This window comes from Streptomyces sp. UG1 (assembly GCF_049974585.1).
In the GTDB taxonomy this organism is placed as follows: Bacteria; Actinomycetota; Actinomycetes; order Streptomycetales; family Streptomycetaceae; genus Streptomyces.
Genome location: NZ_JBNGGG010000030.1, coordinates 78,696 through 95,354, shown reverse-complemented (window position 1 = coordinate 95,354; position 16,659 = coordinate 78,696). Strand labels below are relative to the sequence as shown.

19 protein-coding genes and 1 pseudogene are annotated in these 16,659 nt (G+C 69.1%); 11 read left to right on the top strand and 9 right to left on the bottom strand.

Translation table 11 applies throughout. The features are described 5' to 3' along the window. Window positions 1–92: 92 nt before the first annotated feature. The 4 genes from ACP4J3_RS30650 to ACP4J3_RS30635 all read right to left on the bottom strand — a co-directional run bounded on the left by ACP4J3_RS30650 (window position 93) and on the right by ACP4J3_RS30635 (window position 4,988). Window positions 93–1,316, bottom strand: a complete 1,224-nt coding sequence (locus ACP4J3_RS30650; RefSeq protein ID WP_426539313.1) for an MFS transporter — start codon at window positions 1,314–1,316, stop codon at window positions 93–95. Between the two features lie 95 nt (window positions 1,317–1,411). Next, window positions 1,412–2,461, bottom strand: coding sequence for an endonuclease/exonuclease/phosphatase family protein (locus ACP4J3_RS30645; RefSeq protein WP_426539312.1), 1,050 nt, complete (start codon window positions 2,459–2,461; stop codon window positions 1,412–1,414). Between the two features lie 187 nt (window positions 2,462–2,648). Then, complete coding sequence (locus ACP4J3_RS30640; protein WP_426539311.1) at window positions 2,649–3,278, bottom strand: TetR/AcrR family transcriptional regulator; 630 nt, start codon at window positions 3,276–3,278, stop codon at window positions 2,649–2,651. A 114-nt stretch (window positions 3,279–3,392) separates the two neighbouring features. After that, window positions 3,393–4,988, bottom strand: coding sequence for an MFS transporter (locus ACP4J3_RS30635; RefSeq protein ID WP_426539310.1), 1,596 nt, complete (start codon window positions 4,986–4,988; stop codon window positions 3,393–3,395). Window positions 4,989–5,170: 182 nt separating this feature from the next. Here ACP4J3_RS30635 and panB point away from each other — a divergent pair, with 182 nt between their 5' ends. Further along, entirely contained in the window at window positions 5,171–6,058 is an 888-nt protein-coding gene (gene panB, locus ACP4J3_RS30630) for a 3-methyl-2-oxobutanoate hydroxymethyltransferase (protein WP_426539309.1), read from the top strand. A 330-nt stretch (window positions 6,059–6,388) separates the two neighbouring features. Here the strand turns inward: panB and ACP4J3_RS30625 are convergent, their stop codons facing one another. Continuing rightward, window positions 6,389–6,883, bottom strand: a complete 495-nt coding sequence (locus tag ACP4J3_RS30625) for a MerR family transcriptional regulator (protein WP_426539384.1) — start codon at window positions 6,881–6,883, stop codon at window positions 6,389–6,391. A gap of 7 nt (window positions 6,884–6,890) precedes the next feature. Here ACP4J3_RS30625 and ACP4J3_RS30620 point away from each other — a divergent pair, with 7 nt between their 5' ends. Next, entirely contained in the window at window positions 6,891–7,679 is a 789-nt protein-coding gene (locus tag ACP4J3_RS30620; protein WP_426539307.1) for a methyltransferase domain-containing protein, read from the top strand. A 59-nt stretch (window positions 7,680–7,738) separates the two neighbouring features. On the opposite strand, the pseudogene ACP4J3_RS30615 reads toward ACP4J3_RS30620, so the two are convergent. Continuing rightward, window positions 7,739–7,825 (bottom strand): annotated as a pseudogene (locus tag ACP4J3_RS30615) (glutamine synthetase); the annotation flags it as partial. A gap of 213 nt (window positions 7,826–8,038) precedes the next feature. Between ACP4J3_RS30615 and ACP4J3_RS30610 the strand changes: the two are divergent. Further along, entirely contained in the window at window positions 8,039–9,034 is a 996-nt protein-coding gene (locus ACP4J3_RS30610; RefSeq protein ID WP_426539306.1) for a hypothetical protein, read from the top strand. A 355-nt stretch (window positions 9,035–9,389) separates the two neighbouring features. Here ACP4J3_RS30610 and ACP4J3_RS30605 read toward each other — a convergent pair whose 3' ends face one another. The 3 genes from ACP4J3_RS30605 to ACP4J3_RS30595 all read right to left on the bottom strand — a co-directional run bounded on the left by ACP4J3_RS30605 (window position 9,390) and on the right by ACP4J3_RS30595 (window position 11,928). Beyond that, a complete protein-coding gene (locus ACP4J3_RS30605) occupies window positions 9,390–9,938 on the bottom strand; it encodes a GNAT family N-acetyltransferase (RefSeq protein WP_426539305.1) in 549 nt (182 codons plus the stop codon). Between the two features lie 10 nt (window positions 9,939–9,948). Then, window positions 9,949–11,286, bottom strand: coding sequence for a hypothetical protein (locus tag ACP4J3_RS30600; RefSeq protein WP_426539304.1), 1,338 nt, complete (start codon window positions 11,284–11,286; stop codon window positions 9,949–9,951). Between the two features lie 219 nt (window positions 11,287–11,505). Then, the gene (locus ACP4J3_RS30595; RefSeq protein ID WP_426539303.1) at window positions 11,506–11,928 is read right to left on the bottom strand and encodes a GntR family transcriptional regulator; all 423 of its coding nucleotides are present in this window, start codon (window positions 11,926–11,928) and stop codon (window positions 11,506–11,508) included. A 658-nt stretch (window positions 11,929–12,586) separates the two neighbouring features. Here ACP4J3_RS30595 and ACP4J3_RS30590 point away from each other — a divergent pair. The 8 genes from ACP4J3_RS30590 to ACP4J3_RS30555 all read left to right on the top strand — a co-directional run bounded on the left by ACP4J3_RS30590 (window position 12,587) and on the right by ACP4J3_RS30555 (window position 16,626). Beyond that, a complete protein-coding gene (locus tag ACP4J3_RS30590) occupies window positions 12,587–13,006 on the top strand; it encodes an NUDIX domain-containing protein (protein ID WP_426539302.1) in 420 nt (139 codons plus the stop codon). A gap of 181 nt (window positions 13,007–13,187) precedes the next feature. Continuing rightward, window positions 13,188–13,481 carry a hypothetical protein gene (locus tag ACP4J3_RS30585; protein WP_426539301.1) on the top strand — a complete coding sequence of 98 codons (294 nt, stop codon included), beginning with the start codon at window positions 13,188–13,190 and terminating at the stop codon, window positions 13,479–13,481. Further along, window positions 13,478–13,930 (top strand): Pycsar system effector family protein, encoded by a 453-nt coding sequence (locus tag ACP4J3_RS30580; RefSeq protein ID WP_426539300.1) that lies wholly within the window; start codon window positions 13,478–13,480, stop codon window positions 13,928–13,930. The genes ACP4J3_RS30585 and ACP4J3_RS30580 overlap by 4 nt, the downstream gene beginning before the upstream one ends. Beyond that, window positions 13,927–14,946, top strand: coding sequence for a DUF2637 domain-containing protein (locus ACP4J3_RS30575; protein WP_426539299.1), 1,020 nt, complete (start codon window positions 13,927–13,929; stop codon window positions 14,944–14,946). The genes ACP4J3_RS30580 and ACP4J3_RS30575 overlap by 4 nt, the downstream gene beginning before the upstream one ends. Continuing rightward, complete coding sequence (locus tag ACP4J3_RS30570) at window positions 14,943–15,593, top strand: GGDEF domain-containing protein (protein WP_426539298.1); 651 nt, start codon at window positions 14,943–14,945, stop codon at window positions 15,591–15,593. Before ACP4J3_RS30575 ends, ACP4J3_RS30570 begins: the two co-directional genes overlap by 4 nt. After that, window positions 15,593–16,000 carry an RRQRL motif-containing zinc-binding protein gene (locus ACP4J3_RS30565; protein ID WP_426539297.1) on the top strand — a complete coding sequence of 136 codons (408 nt, stop codon included), beginning with the start codon at window positions 15,593–15,595 and terminating at the stop codon, window positions 15,998–16,000. The genes ACP4J3_RS30570 and ACP4J3_RS30565 overlap by 1 nt, the downstream gene beginning before the upstream one ends. 3 nt (window positions 16,001–16,003) lie before the next feature. Then, window positions 16,004–16,321, top strand: coding sequence for a hypothetical protein (locus ACP4J3_RS30560; protein WP_426539296.1), 318 nt, complete (start codon window positions 16,004–16,006; stop codon window positions 16,319–16,321). Further along, window positions 16,315–16,626 (top strand): hypothetical protein, encoded by a 312-nt coding sequence (locus ACP4J3_RS30555; RefSeq protein WP_426539295.1) that lies wholly within the window; start codon window positions 16,315–16,317, stop codon window positions 16,624–16,626. The genes ACP4J3_RS30560 and ACP4J3_RS30555 overlap by 7 nt, the downstream gene beginning before the upstream one ends. The last annotated feature ends 33 nt before the right edge of the window (window positions 16,627–16,659 follow it).

Sequence of the window (16,659 nt, the reverse complement as noted above, 5' to 3'; positions counted from 1 at the left end):
CTCCGCCGCGTGGGCGCGACCAGCCACAACGGCGCCGCACCCGACAAACTACACAGCGCGGCAAATCCGTAGTCGCACCGCCCACACAGAAGCTAGCGCCGAACCGCCTCGCCCCGCTCCGGCACACGCCCCGCAACCACCCGCTCCCGCTCAACCCGCGGAGCGCCCCGGCGCTTGTCCACCGCGTACGCGACCCCCGCGACCCCCAGCCCCAGCACGGCCAACCCCGCCCCGGCCACCGCAGGAGACGTAATCCCGAACCCCGCCGCAAGGGCCAGCCCCCCGATCCAGGCGCCGCCGGCATTCGCCAGGTTGAACGCGGCCTGGTTGGCCGAGGAAGCCAGGGACGGGGCGGCCGACGCCTTCTCCAAGACCATCAGCTGCAGCGGGGAGCCCGTCACGAAGGCCGCCATGCCGAGCAGGGCCACCGCCAGGGCCGCGCTCCACGCCGCCGACATCATCAGCGGGAACAGCCCCAGCACCGCGGCCAGGGACAGCAGCCCGCCGAACAGCGTCCCGCGCAGCGCGTGGTCCGCCAGCCTGCCGCCCAGCAGATTGCCCGCCGTCGCGCCCACGCCGAACAGCGCCAGCAGCAGCGTCACACTGGTCTCGGCGTACCCGGCGGCGTCGGTCAGCATCGGCGTGACGTAGCTGTACGCGGCGAACAGCGCGCCGAAGCCCGCGACCGTCGTGCCGAGCGCCAGCCACACCGGCAGCGGGCGCAGGGCGGCCAGCTCGCCGCGCAGTCCGGCGGCCGGAGCCGCGTGCGCCTCGGCGCGCGGGATCAGCAGCGCCAGCGACGCCATCGCCGCCAGGCCGATCGTGCTCACGCCGAGGAACGTCGCCCGCCAGCCCAGGTGCTGCCCCATCAGCGTGGCCACCGGCACGCCCGCGACGTTGGCCACCGTCAGGCCCAGGAACATCAGCGACACGGAGCGTGCCTTGCGCTCCGGCGCCGCCAGGCTCGTCGCCACGACCGCGCCGACGCCGAAGAAGGCGCCGTGCGGCAGGCCGCTGAGGAAGCGGGCGGCCACCAGCCAGTGGTGGTCGGGGGCGAGGGCGGACAGCGCGTTGCCCGCCACGAACAGGGCCATGAGGCCGATCAGGACGGTGCGGCGGGACATGCGGGCCGTGACCGCCGCGAGCAGCGGGGCGCCGATGACGACGCCCAGCGCGTACGCCGAGACCAGATGCCCGGCGGTGGGGATCGAGACGTGCAGGTCGTTCGCGACTTCGGGCAGCAGGCCCATCATCACGAACTCGGTCGTACCGATGCCGAAGGCGCCGACGGCGAGGGCGAGCAGTGCCAGTGGCATGAAGAGAGCCGTGCCTTTCGAGGGAGGAGCGGAGTTCCGTAATCAGCTTATGTTCAGCTTCGGAACAAACCCTCTAGGGCCAGGTATTCCTCCGGTTAAGAGGACGTGGCGACCTTCACACGCGCCGCCACCGGCAGATGGTCGCTCCCGGTCTGCGGCAGCGTCCAGGAGGTCATCGGCTCGACGCCCTTCACCATGATCTGGTCGATCCGCGCCATCGGGAACGACGCCGGCCAGCTGAAGCCCATCCCGTTGCCAGAAGCGCCCTGAGTGGAGCGCATCTGGGCGGTGATGGCGCGCAGCGCGCGGTCGTTCATCGTGCCGTTCAGGTCGCCGAGCAGCACGACCTTGCTCTGCGGCTCGTCGGCGATGGCCTCGCCCAGCGCGTCGGCGCTCTTGTCGCGCTGCCGGGCGGTGAACCCGGCCTCCACCTTCACCCGCACCGACGGCAGATGGGCGACGTACACGGCGAGCTGCCCCGACGGCGCGTTCACCACGGCCCGCATGGCACGGGTCCAGCCCAGCTCGATGTCGACGGGGTTGACGCCGCTCAGCGGGTACTTGCTCCACAGCCCGACCGTGCCCTGCACCGAGTGGTACTTGTACGTCGACGCCATCGCCTTCTCGTACGTCGGGACCGCCGCCGCCGTCAGCTCCTCCAGGGCCACCACGTCCGCGCCGGACGCGGCCACGTCCCGGGCGGTGCCGGACGGATCGGCGTTGTCGGCGTTGACGTTGTGCGTGGCCACCGTCAGATCGCCGCCGGCGCCGGTCTTGTCGGTGAGCTGGCCGCCGAAGAGGTTCAGCCACACGATCGCCGGGACCAGCACGGCGATCAGCGCGGTCGCGGATTTGCGCACCAGGGCCAGCACCAGCAGCACCGGGATGAACAGGCCCAGCCAGGGCAGGAACGTCTCGGTCAGACTGCCGAGGTTGCCGACGGCGTTCGGGATCCGCGCGTGCAGCAGCATCACCAGGGCGAGGATCACCGCGAGGGCCGCCAGTACGATGCCGCGCCGCCAGACGCGCACATCGCCGCGCCATCCCGCGACCAGGCGATTGAGCAGGCGCCGGACCCCGGATTCCCGGCGCTCGGGTCCCGAGCCTCCGCTGTCCGTCTCCGTCACGTACGCCTGCTGCGCCATACCGTCGCCTCACTACCTGCCGTGCACACCGTCGTCCCCCCGCGCCCAAGGAAACCCTAGGGGATGATCGGCTCCGTCCCTGCCGTACTCATGACGGCCGTACGGGGGCGAGGACGTACAAGTCGGCCGCGCGAGTTCCGGTTGCCGCGGGGAAAGCGCGCTCTGTGACGAAACGCGCACATGCGTGCTACGGGGTCGGTGAACTGACGGGGCGTAGACCCTCCAGCACCGCGTCGACCATGCGCTCCGCCAGCCCTTCCGGGAGGTCGGCGTCCGGGCGCATGACGGCGCGCACCAGCATCGGGCCGAAGACGATGTCGTTCATCACGTCGACGTCGATGTCCGTGCGCAGTTCGCCGTTCTCCTGCCCGCGGCGCAGGATCTCGTGCTGCCTCCTGCGCCGCGGCTCGACGACGATGGCGTGATATGCGTCCCAGATTTTCGGGCTGTGCTTCATCTGCGCGATGACGTTGTGCAGCAGCACCGACGAACGGCTCATCAGGCCGCGCCGGCGCAACTGCTCGAGCAGCGTCACGAGATCGTCGCGCACCGAGGTGCCCGGCAGTTCGGGATCCGGGGGCTCGGCGGCGCGTACGACGTCGACGAACAGCTCCTCCTTGCCGTTCCAGCGGCGGTAGATGGTGGCCTTGCCGACGCCGGCGGTACGGGCGATGCGCTCGATGGACAGCTCCGAGAGCGGCACGCCGTCCTCCAGCAGTCCGATGACGCCCTCGATGATGGACCGCTCCACGGCCTCGCTGCGGGGGCGGCCCCTGACGGGCCCGTCCTGCCGGGGATGACTGTCGGCGAGGCTCACTGGTCGGTCCTTTCGTGGGGTGTGCTGATTGTCCCCCGGGCGTGCCGTCTCCGTCGGCCACGACGGCGTCATGGGCCCCGTCGGCCACGACGGCGGCATGGGCTGGCACCCCCGCTACTCCGAGTACTCCGAGGCCACCAACTCCTGCTTCTCCTCGCCCTGCTGAGGCGCCGTGGGCCGCCCCGGCAGGAACAGCGCCACGACCACCGCGCCGAGCACCGCGATGCCCGCTCCCCACAGCGCCGTGATGTGCATGGCGTGCAGGAACGCGTCGTGGGCCGGGCCGACCAGGGACTCGCCCCGCGTCCCGAGCCGGGCGGCGACGCCGAGGGTGGCCTCGATGGACTCGCCCGCCGTGTGCCGTACGCCCTCCGGAAGCACCGCCAGCCTGTCGTCGATGCCGTCCCGGTACGCCGTCGACAGGACCGAGCCCAGGACGGCGATGCCGAGGGCGCCGCCGACCTGCCGGAAGGTGTTGCTGAGCGCGGAGGCGGAACCGGCCTTCTCACGGGGCAGGGCCTGCATGATGACGACGCTGATCGGGGTCATGATGTGCGCCATCGCGGCGCCCATGAGGAAGAAGACGACCTCGAGGAGCCAGATCGGCGTGTCCGCCTCGAACGTGGCGAACGCGGCCAGCGCGGCGGCGATGAGCAGCATGGCGCCGGTGGTCGTGGCCCGGTTGCCGAACCGGTCGACCAGCAGCCGGGCGCGCGGCGCGAAGATCATCTGGGCGGCGGCGAGCGGCAGCATCAACAGGCCGGTCTGCAGCGGCGTGTAGCCGCGCACGCTCTGGGTGTAGAAGACCGAGAAGAAGGTGACGCCCATCAGGGCGAAGAAGACCAGCGCGATGACGCCGATCGCGGCGGAGAACACCTTGTTGCGGAAGTAGCCGATGTCGATGGACGGATGGTCGCTGCGCTTCTCGAACACGACGAAGGCGGCGAGGACGGCGAGTCCGGCGGCGATGGTCGCGAGGACGGTCGGGTCCGTGAAGTCGGCGAGCTGGCCGCCCTTGATGATGCCGTAGACGAGCAGGACGAGCCCGACGACGGAGAGCACCACCCCGATGGGATCGATCCGCCCCGGCTTCGGATCGCGCGAGTCGGGAACCAGCCACAGCATCAGCCCGAGCGCGAGGACCACGATCGGCACGTTGATGAGGAAGACGGACCCCCACCAGAAGTGGGCGAGGAGGACACCGCCGGTGATCGGCCCGATGGCGATGGCGAGCCCGACGCCGCCCGCCCAGATCCCGATGGCCTTCGGCTGTTCCTCCCGCTCGAAGACGTGCATGAGGACGGCGAGCGTGGCCGGCATGACGAAGGCGGCGCCGAGCCCCATCACCGCGCGGAAGGCGATGAGCTCGCCGGGCGAGCCGGAGAACGCGGCGAGCGCGGAGCCGACGCCGAACACGGCGAGCCCGCCGAGCAGCACCTTCTTCCGGCCGAGCCGGTCGCCGAGGATGCCCGCGCTGAACAGCAGGCCCGCGAAGACGAGCGTGTAGGCGTTGATCGCCCACTCCAGCTCGCTCTGGGTGGCGCCGAGGCCGGTCGGGGCCGGGGTCGAGATGGTCTTGATGGCGACGTTCAGGATCGAGTTGTCCAGCACGACGATCAGCAGGCTCAGCATCAGCACGCCGAGGATCGCCCAGCGGCGCCGGTGCACCGCTTCCGGTATGCGGGTGGCCGGGGCGACGGGAGAAGTCATGCCCCCGAACATACCCTCTTTACGATACGGCACCGTCTCGTATCGTATTCTCTTACCGAGAATTTACGCGCGGGCGGAACTCACAGGAGGGGGCCTGGCAGCGGCTGGCACGAAGTGCCACCATGGAGGGGATCCGGGGACGCCGTCAGGGCGCCTCGAGATGACATGAAGGAGCCGTTGCCATGACGCAGCTTTCGGCTGCCCAGACGCCTCAGGCGAAGCCCTCCGACGGCAGCAAGGCGCTGTACGGGGGTCTCTACGGAGGAAAGCGCACCCGCCGCATCACCGTTCGCGACATCGCCGCCGCCAAGGAGCGCGGCGAGAAGTGGCCCATGCTCACCGCGTACGACGCGATGACCGCGTCCGTCTTCGACGAGGCCGGTATCCCGGTCATGCTCGTCGGCGACTCGGCGGGCAACTGCCACCTGGGCTACGACACCACGGTCCCGGTCACCCTCGACGAGATGACCATGCTCTCGGCGGCCGTCGTGCGCGGCACGTCCCGCGCCCTGATCGTCGGCGACCTCCCCTTCGGCTCGTACCAGGAGGGCCCGGTGCAGGCGCTGCGCTCGGCGACCCGACTGGTGAAGGAGGCCGGCGTCGGGGCGGTCAAGCTGGAGGGCGGTGAGCGCTCGCACCGCCAGATCGAGCTGCTGGTCGAGTCCGGCATCCCGGTCATGGCCCACATCGGCCTGACCCCGCAGTCCGTCAACGCCATGGGCTACCGCGTCCAGGGCCGCGGCGAGGAGGCGGCCGCGCAGCTCATGCGGGACGCGAAGGCGGTCCAGGACGCGGGCGCGTTCGCGGTCGTCCTGGAGCTGGTACCGGCCGAGCTGGCGGCCGAGGTCACGCGCATGCTCCACATCCCGACGGTCGGCATCGGCGCGGGCCCGCAGACCGACGCCCAGGTCCTGGTCTGGACGGACATGCTGGGCCTGACCGCCGGCCGGGTCCCCAAGTTCGTCAAGCAGTACGCCGATCTCCGCGAGGTCATGGGCAACGCGGCGAAGGCGTTCGCGCAGGACGTGGTCGGCGGATCGTTCCCGCGGGAGGAGCACTCCGTCCACTGAGCCGAGCCGGGTGGGGCCTGCGCCCCGTTGAACCACTGCGGCACCACCGTGACAGCCCGCCGATCTTCCCCCGTCGGCGGGCTGTCCCCTTTGTGGCTGGGGTGTGCGAGTCCGGGCCTCCGGGATCCCATCGAGGGCGCGTCGTGATGTGTCCTCACGCGTACGCGGCAGTTGTTCGGCCTCGCCGCCGCCTTATGCTCGCAGGCTTGTCCGGCCGCAACCGGGCGCTCGCCTACGCGCACCTCGTTCATGCCCAACTCGGGCAGCGTGAGCCGGAACTTGCTGTGGCCACGGCCCACGAGATCCCCACGCAGGCACGGCACGGACGTATCACCGGGCTGCTGAATGCGTTGGTACCACGGTCTCGATCACTGACTCTCCGACCGGACTTCGGGAGCCGGCCCGCTCAGCGATGAGCCGCCGGTAGTTCGGGCACTGGGTGACGTCCTCGTGGCCGCAGTTCAGACCGCCCTCAATGAGCCTCGATGAGGCCTGGGCCGCTGCGATTTTGGACCGGAGCTCTTCGGCCGCGGGGCGCAGGATCTCGTGCCGGGTGGCGCGGTCGACGGTTGCGGACAGGCTCCTGATGGTGTTCAGGCCAAGGCCGGCCTCCTTCAAGAGGAGGATCGTCGCCACGCGGGTGAGGTCGTCCGCACCGTAGCGGCGGCGCCCGCCGGCGTCCCGTCCGGGGTGCAGCAGGCCCATCGCCTCCCAATGTCGCAGCACGTGCGTGGCAAGACCGAAGCGTGCCGCGAGGGCGCCGATGCTCAACGTGCCGGCGCCGCCGTCTTCGCTTGACTTCATGTCGACATTAAGTCGCAGCATGACGTCCATGTCCAAGAATCAGGAAGCGGTGGAAGAGCACCGCGACACCGAAGCCCTACTGGCTGTCCTGGACGCTGCGGACGAGATGCCGAGCGCCACTAGGCTGCGGGCCCGCTCCTATGAACTGCTGTCTCTCGTCCCGGGCTCGACCGTCGTGGACGTCGGCTGCGGCGCCGGACGAGCCGTCGCCGAGCTGGCCGAACGCGGCGTCCATGCGGTGGGCGTGGACCCCAGCCCGAGGATGCTGGCCGCGGCCCGGGAGCGGTGGTCGGGGACCGAGTTCCGGGAGGCGGGGGCGGAGGATCTGCCGTTCGCCGACGGAAGCGTGCGCGGCTATCGTGCCGACAAGGTCTTCCACGTACTTCAGGAGCCAGGGCGCGCGGTGACGGAGGCACGACGGGTCCTCTGCCCGGGCGGCAGGATCGTCCTGGTCGGTCAGGACTGGGACGCCATCATGATCGACTCGGATGACGCGGCGCTCACCCGCACGATCGTGCACGCCCGCGCCGACCTGCTGGGCACGCCCCGCGCCGGCCGCCAGTACCGCGGCCTGCTCCTGGCCGGCGGCTTCGACGATGTCACGGTCGAGGTGCACACCAGCGTGTTCACCGACCCCGCGATGCTCTCGCTGCTCGTCAGGCTCGCCGAGCCGGCCTGCGCCAGCGGCGCCGTCGGCCGTGACCAGGCGGACGAGTGGCTCGCCGAACAGCGCCGACGCGCCGAGGCCGGCCGCTTCCTCGTCGCCATTCCGTTTTTCGTGGCCTCCGCCTCCGCCCGCAATGTGCCGTGGGGCTGACACTCCGCGACTGTCAGCCCCGCTCACCGAATCAGTGGGAAACCCGCTCTGACCTGCCCCTACAGCACCGGCAGATTCTTCCGCAGCTCGAACGCCGTAACCTCCGACCGGTACTCCTCCCACTCCTGCTTCTTGTTGCGCAGGAAGTGACGTTGGCCCGGAGCGACCTCGCGCGATCGCCGGCGGCGCAGGACTGACCTGTGATCGAACGGTCGTCATTGGTCGTTGTTGGTCGCTGTGGTCCACCCTTCGACGGCCCACAGACGGCCCCGGACGGCCCGTCCGAGGTCCCCAGCGAGACAGGCAGAGAACTGCGAATCGTGTCGCGCTCACCTGCCAGAGGGAGCTAGCTTCTGGACATGGACTCCGTTCTCTCGCATCGTAGCCTCTACTGGGGGGCACACAAATTCGCTCACTCAGCGATGGACGCGCATGCCCGCCATGACCAAGAGATTTTTCTGCTTCACGCAGGGGTCAGCATTGAGAGGCTAACGAAGGCGGTCCTATCAAAGACGAGCCCGTTCCTTTTGATGGAATTGAAGGGCAATGATGACACTCTCTTTCAGCTTGCGGGCCTTAAGGAGCTAACGAAGGTAAGAACTGCTGGAGCGTCGCAAGTAATCGGGCGACTGAGAGCAATGGACGTTCTACCGAAGAAGGACCCTGACCTAGATGAACTAATCGAGCTGAGAAACGGCGTGGCGCACCTTTTGACTAACTCTTCTGAGTCATTCGACGCCTTGGGCACGTTCGCCCGCGTAAGCAATACATTGCTCCCTCACCTGGATATCGAACCGGCTGAATTCTGGGGCACTTGGAGTGAGGCCATCGAAATTGCTCTCAGTGAATCTCTCGCAGAAGTTGCACGCGAGATTCGCGGGCGCATCGAACAGGCAAAGTACCGCCTGGAAAGACGCCTCCACGGTGTACCGGCCGATGCCGTTGACATCATCTACAGGAATGCGAATGACGCGGCTGAAGCGGGAGGTTTCGGCGTGCGCGTCGAGTGCGGAAACTTCAGCTATCATTCCCCTAGGGAGTGCCCAGCGTGCCGCTGCTCAGGACATCTTGTGGTCACGCTCCCTGGAATTGGAGCCACCCCGGAGGGTGATCCGAACCGCAGCTTTCACTGTCCTCTATGTGATTTCAGCGCCTATGGCGTTGATGAAGTAGCAGCGGCCGGAATTGCGCACAGCGAAGTATTCTTCAGCGACAGCGGGGAGCCGCTCACCGCTCTCGACCCCTCCGTTCTCGAAGAATACGTAACGTATGGAATGCTCGACCATTCCGGTGTCGCGAAAGCTGTGCAGGTTTTCGCAGAGCAAGCAGCAGCGGCCCGCCCTACTACCTCATGATCTGCGTCCGCAGATCAAGCTCACTTCGGGGCCCGGACACTCTGTCCGGGCCCTTCGTGTCGGTCGCCCCTCAGACTCGTACCGGTCTTGAAGCGCGCGCGGTCAACTACCCGCCCCATCACGGGCTCTGTACCGTGAAACCGGCCCCCAACATCCAGCAGGAGGCAGCACGTAATGCGTGGTCTTGGGGATCACCTCAGCATCGGTGAGCGCATCGCGTTCTACCGGAAGCGTCGCGGCTACACGCAAGAGGTGCTCGCCAGACTGGTCGGGCATAGCGCTGACTGGTCATGATGAGCGAGCATGCGAGAGGGCCCGCACCAAGATGCGGGCCCTCTCGCGTCGTCCGAGCTGCCTACGCCTCGGTCCACTCGTGCGTGAGGAGTGAGTACAGGACACTGTCCCGCCACTCGCCATTGGTGAAGACGTGATCCCGAAGGACACCCTCGCGGGTGAAGCCGAGCTTCTCGACAACCCGGATCGAAGCACGGTTCTCGGGGCCTATGGCAGCGCTGATGCGGTGCAGTCCGAGCTCACCGAAGCCGAAGCGGATCATCGTGCGTGCCGCATCGGTGGCGTAGCCCTTGCCCCACTCGGAAGCCGCGATGGCGTAGCCGAGCTTCCCGGCCTTCACGCCGCTCAGGCCGATGCGGCAGAAGCCGATCATGTGGTCGCTCGGGGGCGCGACGACCGCGAGGTAGTACTCATTGCGTGGCCGGATCTCTGTCCGGCGACTCAGCGCACCTTCGATCATGGCCCGCGCCCCCTCGCGGTCCCGACTGTCATACGACAGCCACCGCGTGACCCGGTCATCGCCCACGATCTTCAGCGCGTCGTCGGTGTCATCGAGGCTGAATTCCCGGATCACGACGGCGTCGCCCTGGAGTCGGATGTTCTCTGGCACGTACGGCTCCTTAGCGAGGCAGGGCCTTGAGCGGGGTTCGGGTGAACATCTCGATCCTCTCTTGCAGCTCGCTGCCGGGCGCGGCGAGCGTAGACCGGCTCAGCGCCTTGTGCACACGCAGGGCGCTGTGGACGATGCCATTGATCCGGTTCTCCTGATCCAGATCGAGGATCGGACTCACGGCGTCCTCGGCGCCTTCGAGATCACCCAGACCGATACGAGCGATAGCAAGGTCAGCCCTGCTGCCTGCCGCGTCTCCGAAGGCCCATTCCGGGCTATCCTCGTCCGCGTATGCGTCAACGGCTTGCTCACCGTACTCTTGCGCGGCCCGCGCTTCCGAGGGCAGCCACGAGAGAGCATCGGCCGCGTAGTAGATCTGGCGGGACCGGCCGAAGGTGCATAGGCCGCCCAACTCATCCACCTCGTCAGACCGTACGGCGTCCCAAGCCTCCTCGGCTTGACGGATCGCCGCATGGGTCTCCCCGGAGTTGCCGAGCGCGGCCCATGCGCGGGCGGCGCTCACCGGGAGCCACACAGCGGCCGTGCTCTGGCTGCGCAGCGCGAACTCAGTCCCGGACTGGGCGTACTTCACCGACTCGCGCGGTCGGCCAGCCCAGTAAGAGATGAGGGACTGAAGGCCGCGAATCCATGCGCGCAACCCGTTGTGGTCCGCGTTCTCGGCACAGAGATAGGCGGCGCGAGCCTGCGTCATCGCCGCGTGCGGGTCGGCCAGGTCGTGACTCGCCTTAGCCAGCAGGCCGCTGGTAACACCCGTCAGAAAGTAGATCTGACGGGACTGCTCGGGGCGCTGGCGCTTCTCCAGCAGGGTGTACAGGGTCTCTTGGACCTGAAGCAGGTCGCCCAAGAGCTCAGACAGTGGCCGCTGGGGGTAGTCGGTCGCGAGTCGCCGGACGTCATCGTGGATCTGTTCCATTGCCTCGTTGGTGAGGTCCCCCTGGTTCGCTGTGAGGGCGAAGTGTTTGGCCCGTCGCGCTGCCAACGTGATCAGCTCCTTGTCGATGTCGGGCTGGCCGGCTGCGACTACCAGTCCCGAGGGCGTTGTTGCCGCCGCGTGGGAGGCCGAGGCTTCCCAGGGGCGGAGTAACTCGTTCAGCGGTTTGCCGAACATTGACTGCAAGACACGACGGGTCACGGGAGTGGTGTTGCTGCGCTCGCCGCTTGCGAGGCGCCGCAGATGTCGGGTACTGAGCGTCGCGTCCTCATTGAGCTGCTGCGCGATGCGATCGAACTCTGCGGCGATTTCCTCGTACGTGCGGTCCTGCTGCCAGAGCAGGTGTTCAAGCACGGTTCGTGGTTCCCGGCTGCCCCTGTTCGCGTTGCCGGCCACGGGCGCCCTCCCTGTGTCGCGTGTCCTACATGCCCTCAGTGTCCGTCGGTGACGGAGGCGTGTCCGGGCCTGGTCCGGTTGAGGTCCGCCACTGGTCCACCAGCGGTCCGCACCAGGCCCTCGTGTGGTCATGGTCGCCTATTCGAGAGTCGTCGTCAGGAGGAATCAACGATGACTCAGTTCACCGATGCATCAGACGAGTTGGGGTCGGTCCGGGCCTCAGGCAGGATGAACGCGTTCTTCAAGGGCCGTGACCCGTTCCTTGAGCTGTGCAACCTCAAGGCGGAGCTCCTCAAGTTCTGTCGGTCCGCCACGCTCGACGAGGCCGGCGAGTTCAGCCGAGACGCGCGCAACCTCGGCTTGCAGGTCGGCGAGGCGTTGAGCCGCCTCGCGGGGCCCCTGCTCGCCAGGGGCGGTCTCCCGGACGTAGGTGCCGCTCCCCGAGCGGCCTTCCACCAGTCCTTCGTCCCGGAGCTGTGCGTAGGCGTTCTGCACGGTCATCAGCGATACGCCGAGCTTCTTGGCATAGGCCCGGCCGCCGGGGAGCCGGTCTCCAGGACCGAACGTCCCCGCGGCGATCTCGCCTCTGATCCTGGCGGCGATTTCGCGGGCGTTGGGCTTTCTCTTCGACTGTGAGTCCACCCCAAAAGCGTACTTGACCTAGGTCGCTTGGAATCAGGTCGCGCGAGCCCTTGACGGCCCGCAAGCGACCTAGGTAGCTTTCACGACAACGGCAAGCGACCTAGGTCGCTTCGCTTCCTTGGTTCTTTGGCCAGGGGAGTTGCCCGATCCCGACGTGTCCGAACGCGGACGCAGAAGGACTCAGCACGACCGTACGAACGCAGAGGGCGGGGACGCTGCAATCCCGCTAAAGGCCAGGCAGAACAGGGTTTCGGCCCGTACTGGCGAGGTGGCCCGGTGACCGCGAGCAACGGCCGGAGAGTGGGGACACGGTCCCCCTTGCAGTGCGTATCCCCTGTTCAGCGGTCTGAAGGAGTGGCAGTGAATCGACGAAAGCGATGGGCGCGGCCGTGATCGACCGGCACGGCGGCGCCGTTCCATCCCAACCCGTGAGCGCCGCAGGGTGCAGCGGGCGACCGGTCACCTTCCACCGAATCGCGGCGGCTAGCGTCGCGCCGGTTGCTCGCCCTGTCCGTCCGGGAGTTCTGCGGAGCGGTCCCGTACGGACGGGGTTGAGGGGAGCCGGAGCCCCGGTGTCCGCGACGTTCCGGAGCAGTTGCCGTCTCACCAACATGCCTGCGACTGCTCCGGCTCCCAGTCCCTCCAATCAGGAGCTTCCATGACCGAGACTTTCGAGACCATCCGCTACACCGCCGACGTTGTCGTCACCACGACCGACGGGTACGTCTTGCTGATCGAGCGCGGCTGGGACCCGTTCAAGGGTCAGTGGGCGCTGCCTGGCGGCCATGTCGACCCCGGTGAGACGAGTCGCGCTGCGGCTGCCCGTGAGCTTGCCGAAGAGGCTGGCGTGCACGCGATGCCGGAAGAGCTGACCCAGGTCGGCACGTTCGACCAGCCCGATCGTGACCCGCGCGGCAGGTACGTCACCGTTGCCTACCACCTGACCGTCATCCTCGGAACGATCGTCGAGGCTGGCGATGACGCGACCAACGCCCAGTGGTGGCCCTTGAACGCGCTTCCGCCGCTCGCGTTCGACCACGCCGACATCCTCCGCGCGGCTGTGGAATCGACGCTCTGAGACACCACGCCTAGGAGCCACCCCTATCGCCCCGGCATTTCGCCGTGAGGGCGCCGGATCGAATCCGGCCCGGGGCACCTTCCCCTGCCGCGCTCGCGGCTCGGGTTCTCCGGAGCAGTCGCCGTCTCACCAAACGCCTGCGACTGCTCCGGCTCCCAGTCCCTCCAACTCAGGAGCCCTTATGCGCACCTACATCGGCGGTCATCAGGCCGTCTCCATCGACGACTTCATTGAACTGGCCCTCGGTACCCCGCCGGAGCTGTGGCTGGGGGAGGAGGGCGAGACCGAGGAAGAGCGCGCCGCCCGGCTGGACGCGGCGTGCGATATCCTCGCCGACAACCCGGAGCTCCCGGACGACGTGGCCCGCATCGCCGCCGAGGTGATCGAGACGCACGTCCCGGAGCTGTTCAACGTCGTTCCGCTGGTCCGTCCGGCCGTGCGTCGTCGGCCCTCCCGGAAGGGAGCGGCGGCATGAGCGACCCGGACACCCGCGCCCTGCTCGCCGTCGCGCATGCGGAGGTGAAGGCGGAGATCACACGGACCGACACCAAGACCGGTCTGTTGCTGGCGTTCGTCGGCGCCGTGCTTGCCGGAGCTTGGACGGTCGCCCGTGACCTGCCGATGAGCCTGCCCGCGTACGTGGTGGGCGGGCTCGGTATGGCGGTGCTGGTCGCAGCGGCCGGTCTGCTGCTGCGGTCGGTGCGGCCGAACGTCAAGGGGCGGCACGGCTTCCCGCTGTGGGCCACCCTGACTCCCGAGCAGATCAGTGATGCCGTCTCCCGTGATCTGGCTGCCGACATCGCGGGTCTGTCCCGCCTCGCGGTCGCCAAGTTCACCTGCCTGCGTCGCGCGGTCGACGTGACCTGTGCAGGTGGCGCCCTGCTCATCCTGGCTGCCCTGCTCGCGGTCGGGGGTGCAGCATGACTGCCACCGAGACGACACCCACTGCCCGGCGTCCGGCGGTGCCGCCGCTGACGCGCCCGGAGATGGGCCTTGCCGGAATCGGCGCGGCTGCCGCGGCCGGGGTCGGCGCGCTCGGTCTGATCTCCTCGTTCGACGCCGTGTCGGCCGCTGCTGCCCGCTGGGGTTTCGGTGAGCCGTGGATGCTGCCGGTCGGGATCGATGTGGCCATTCCGGTGTTCACCGTGGCCAACCTGCTGTTGATCCGGCTGGACATGGCGCTTGCCTGGGTGCGGTTCGTGCCCTGGGTGCTCACCCTGGTCACCTGCGGGCTGAACGTCGCGGCCGGGCACTCGCTCATGGCGAAGGTCGCGCACGGCACGATGCCGCTGCTGTGGGTGGTGTTCTCCGAGATCGGCGCCCACGTCTACGCCGTGCGGATCGGCGCCGCTACCGGCCGCCGCATGGAAAAGATCCGGTTCTCCCGCTGGTTCCTGGCGCCGCTGTCGACGTTCGCGCTGTGGCGGCGCATGACGCTGTGGGAGGTCACCTCCTACGCCGACGCGCTCGCCCGTGAGCGGGAGCGAGTGTTGGCCCGCGCGGACCTGCGCGAGCGCTACGGCCGCAGGTGGCGCAAGAAGACCCCGCGCCGTGAACGCGCGCTGCTGCGGATCGGCGAACTGGCCCCCGCCGGCACCGACATGCCGCACGAACCGGAGCCTGAGCAAGCCCCGGAAGAGCCCAAGGGCGAGGCTCCCAAGGCGCCGCGCAAGCGGCAGACCGGCAGCAAGGCCAAGAGCAAGACGCCGCAGCGCACCCCGGCGGAACTGCTCGCTGAGGCACGCACGATCACGGCCGACTGGACGGACGCCGCGATCAATGCCGAGGCGCTGCGCAAGGCCCTGCACTGCGGCGCCCGTCCCGCCCGGCAGGTGCGTGACGCCCTGCTCGCCGAACGCGCCGACGGACGCGCCCTGCGCCCCGTGGACGCTCCCGAGGACGACGCGTCCGGCGACGGAGCCGAGGGGGTGGCGGCGTGAACACCCTGGCCACGGTCCTGCTGTCCGCGCTGCCGCTCGCCGCCGGGTGGGCGGTGCATGTGTGGTGGCTGCGCGCCTGCCTGAACACGGCACGGCGTGACCCGCTCACCGGGTTACGCACCCGGGACGGCTTCACCCGCCGCGCCACGGCCCTGCTCAAGGACCCGCGGGCGGTCGTGGTGCTGGCCGACGTCGACAAGTTCAAGCACATCAACGACACCTACGGGCACCCGGCCGGGGACGCGCTGCTGAAGGCGACCGCCGACCGGCTCGCCCACCACGTCGGCCGTACCGGGGTCGCCGGACGGCTCGGGGGCGATGAGTTCGCCGCCGTCCTCATCGACGACCACGGCACCGCGGCCGACCTGCTCGCCGTGCTGCACGGCGTACTCGCCCGGCCGGTCGACGGCCAGGACCCCGCCGTACACACCACGGTCTCGCTCGGCTGGGTGCGCGCCGCCGACTTCCCCGCCGACGACCTCTCCGGGCTGCTGCGGCGGGCGGATGAGGCGATGTACGCGGCCAAGCAAGCCCGTGCCGGAACCCGCCGCGCCGGGCTCGGCTGGCTCTTCGCCACCGTCACCGGCCGCCGCGCCGGCCGCACCGGCGCCCGCCAGGACTCGCCGGTCGTGGGGATGGCTGCCTGATGTCCGCCTACGCCAAGTGCTTCGACCCGACCGGCGCCCGGTTCGGCGTACCCACGTACCCGTGGCAGTTCGCCCCGGACGGCTACGCCACCCGCCGCCAGCTCCGCGAACGCGGGCTGCGCCCTGGTGGTCAGCCGGTCGCCGCGCAGGTGATGCGCCAGCACCGGGGCCGCAAAGCCGGGGTACAGGTCGCCTACCTCTACCGCGTCGACCGCGCCAAGCCGGTCCGGCCGATGACGTCGCGCAAGTGGGGCGCGCTCGCCCTGGCGATGCTCGCCCGCCGCACCTGCCCGAAGTGCGGCGTCACCTACAGCTACTGCCTGCCGACCTCGCTCGGCATGTGCGTGCTGTGCGCCTACCCCGACAACTCCCAGTCCGCCAACTGCACTTCCCCGAGGAGGGGTTGACCCATGGCCAAGCCCAACACCCGCCGCGTGGACCGCGAAATCCGGCAGGCGGAACGCAGGCTCGAAGCGGTCCGCAAGCAGGAGATGTGGCCCCTGACCGGCCGCGAACGCCGCCAGGTCGTGTCCGCCCTGGCGGGCGGCTCCGTTCGGGTCGTGCAGGGCAAGAGCCCCGGCCGCGCGGAACGGAAGCTGGAGACGCTGTGGCAGTCGGTACTCAACCGGCTCACCACGGAGCTGAGCGCGTTGCAGACCGAGCGGCAGCGGATCGTCAACGAGGCCGCCACCGCCAAGGCCGCCAAGAAGTCCTCAAGCTGGTGGTGAGCATGGACCGCCGCTGCCCCGCCGCCCATCCCGAGGACCCGACCGAGTGCATCGGCCCCGTCGTGGTGACCGTGCTCGACACGGTCAACGCGGGCGCCGACGGGTGCGAGCACCACGCCGCCCGGCTGCTGGCCTCTCTGGAACGAGGCCGCGTCTACGCCCTGCCGGACGCCCCGCAGGGCGCCGCCATCCGCGTCTTCACGGCTGCCGACGGCATCCGCCCGTTCTGCTGGGTCGACGGTCCGCGTACCGAGCCGTCCCAGCTCAGCAACGCGGAGAACCGCAAGCGGCACGGCCGCCGCTGACCCGCCCGGACAGGTGGGGCAGGAATCCTGCCC

Coding starts and splice junctions, on each gene's coding strand:
- ACP4J3_RS30590 (WP_426539302.1), top strand. CDS start 12,587: ATGACCGAGACTTTCGAGACCATCCGCTACACCGCCGACGTTGTCGTC.
- ACP4J3_RS30625 (WP_426539384.1), bottom strand. CDS start 6,883: ATGCTGCGACTTAATGTCGACATGAAGTCAAGCGAAGACGGCGGCGCC.
- ACP4J3_RS30645 (WP_426539312.1), bottom strand. CDS start 2,461: ATGGCGCAGCAGGCGTACGTGACGGAGACGGACAGCGGAGGCTCGGGA.
- ACP4J3_RS30635 (WP_426539310.1), bottom strand. CDS start 4,988: ATGACTTCTCCCGTCGCCCCGGCCACCCGCATACCGGAAGCGGTGCAC.
- ACP4J3_RS30585 (WP_426539301.1), top strand. CDS start 13,188: ATGCGCACCTACATCGGCGGTCATCAGGCCGTCTCCATCGACGACTTC.
- ACP4J3_RS30620 (WP_426539307.1), top strand. CDS start 6,891: ATGTCCAAGAATCAGGAAGCGGTGGAAGAGCACCGCGACACCGAAGCC.
- ACP4J3_RS30560 (WP_426539296.1), top strand. CDS start 16,004: ATGGCCAAGCCCAACACCCGCCGCGTGGACCGCGAAATCCGGCAGGCG.
- panB (WP_426539309.1), top strand. CDS start 5,171: ATGACGCAGCTTTCGGCTGCCCAGACGCCTCAGGCGAAGCCCTCCGAC.
- ACP4J3_RS30580 (WP_426539300.1), top strand. CDS start 13,478: ATGAGCGACCCGGACACCCGCGCCCTGCTCGCCGTCGCGCATGCGGAG.
- ACP4J3_RS30610 (WP_426539306.1), top strand. CDS start 8,039: ATGGACTCCGTTCTCTCGCATCGTAGCCTCTACTGGGGGGCACACAAA.
- ACP4J3_RS30565 (WP_426539297.1), top strand. CDS start 15,593: ATGTCCGCCTACGCCAAGTGCTTCGACCCGACCGGCGCCCGGTTCGGC.
- ACP4J3_RS30575 (WP_426539299.1), top strand. CDS start 13,927: ATGACTGCCACCGAGACGACACCCACTGCCCGGCGTCCGGCGGTGCCG.
- ACP4J3_RS30650 (WP_426539313.1), bottom strand. CDS start 1,316: ATGCCACTGGCACTGCTCGCCCTCGCCGTCGGCGCCTTCGGCATCGGT.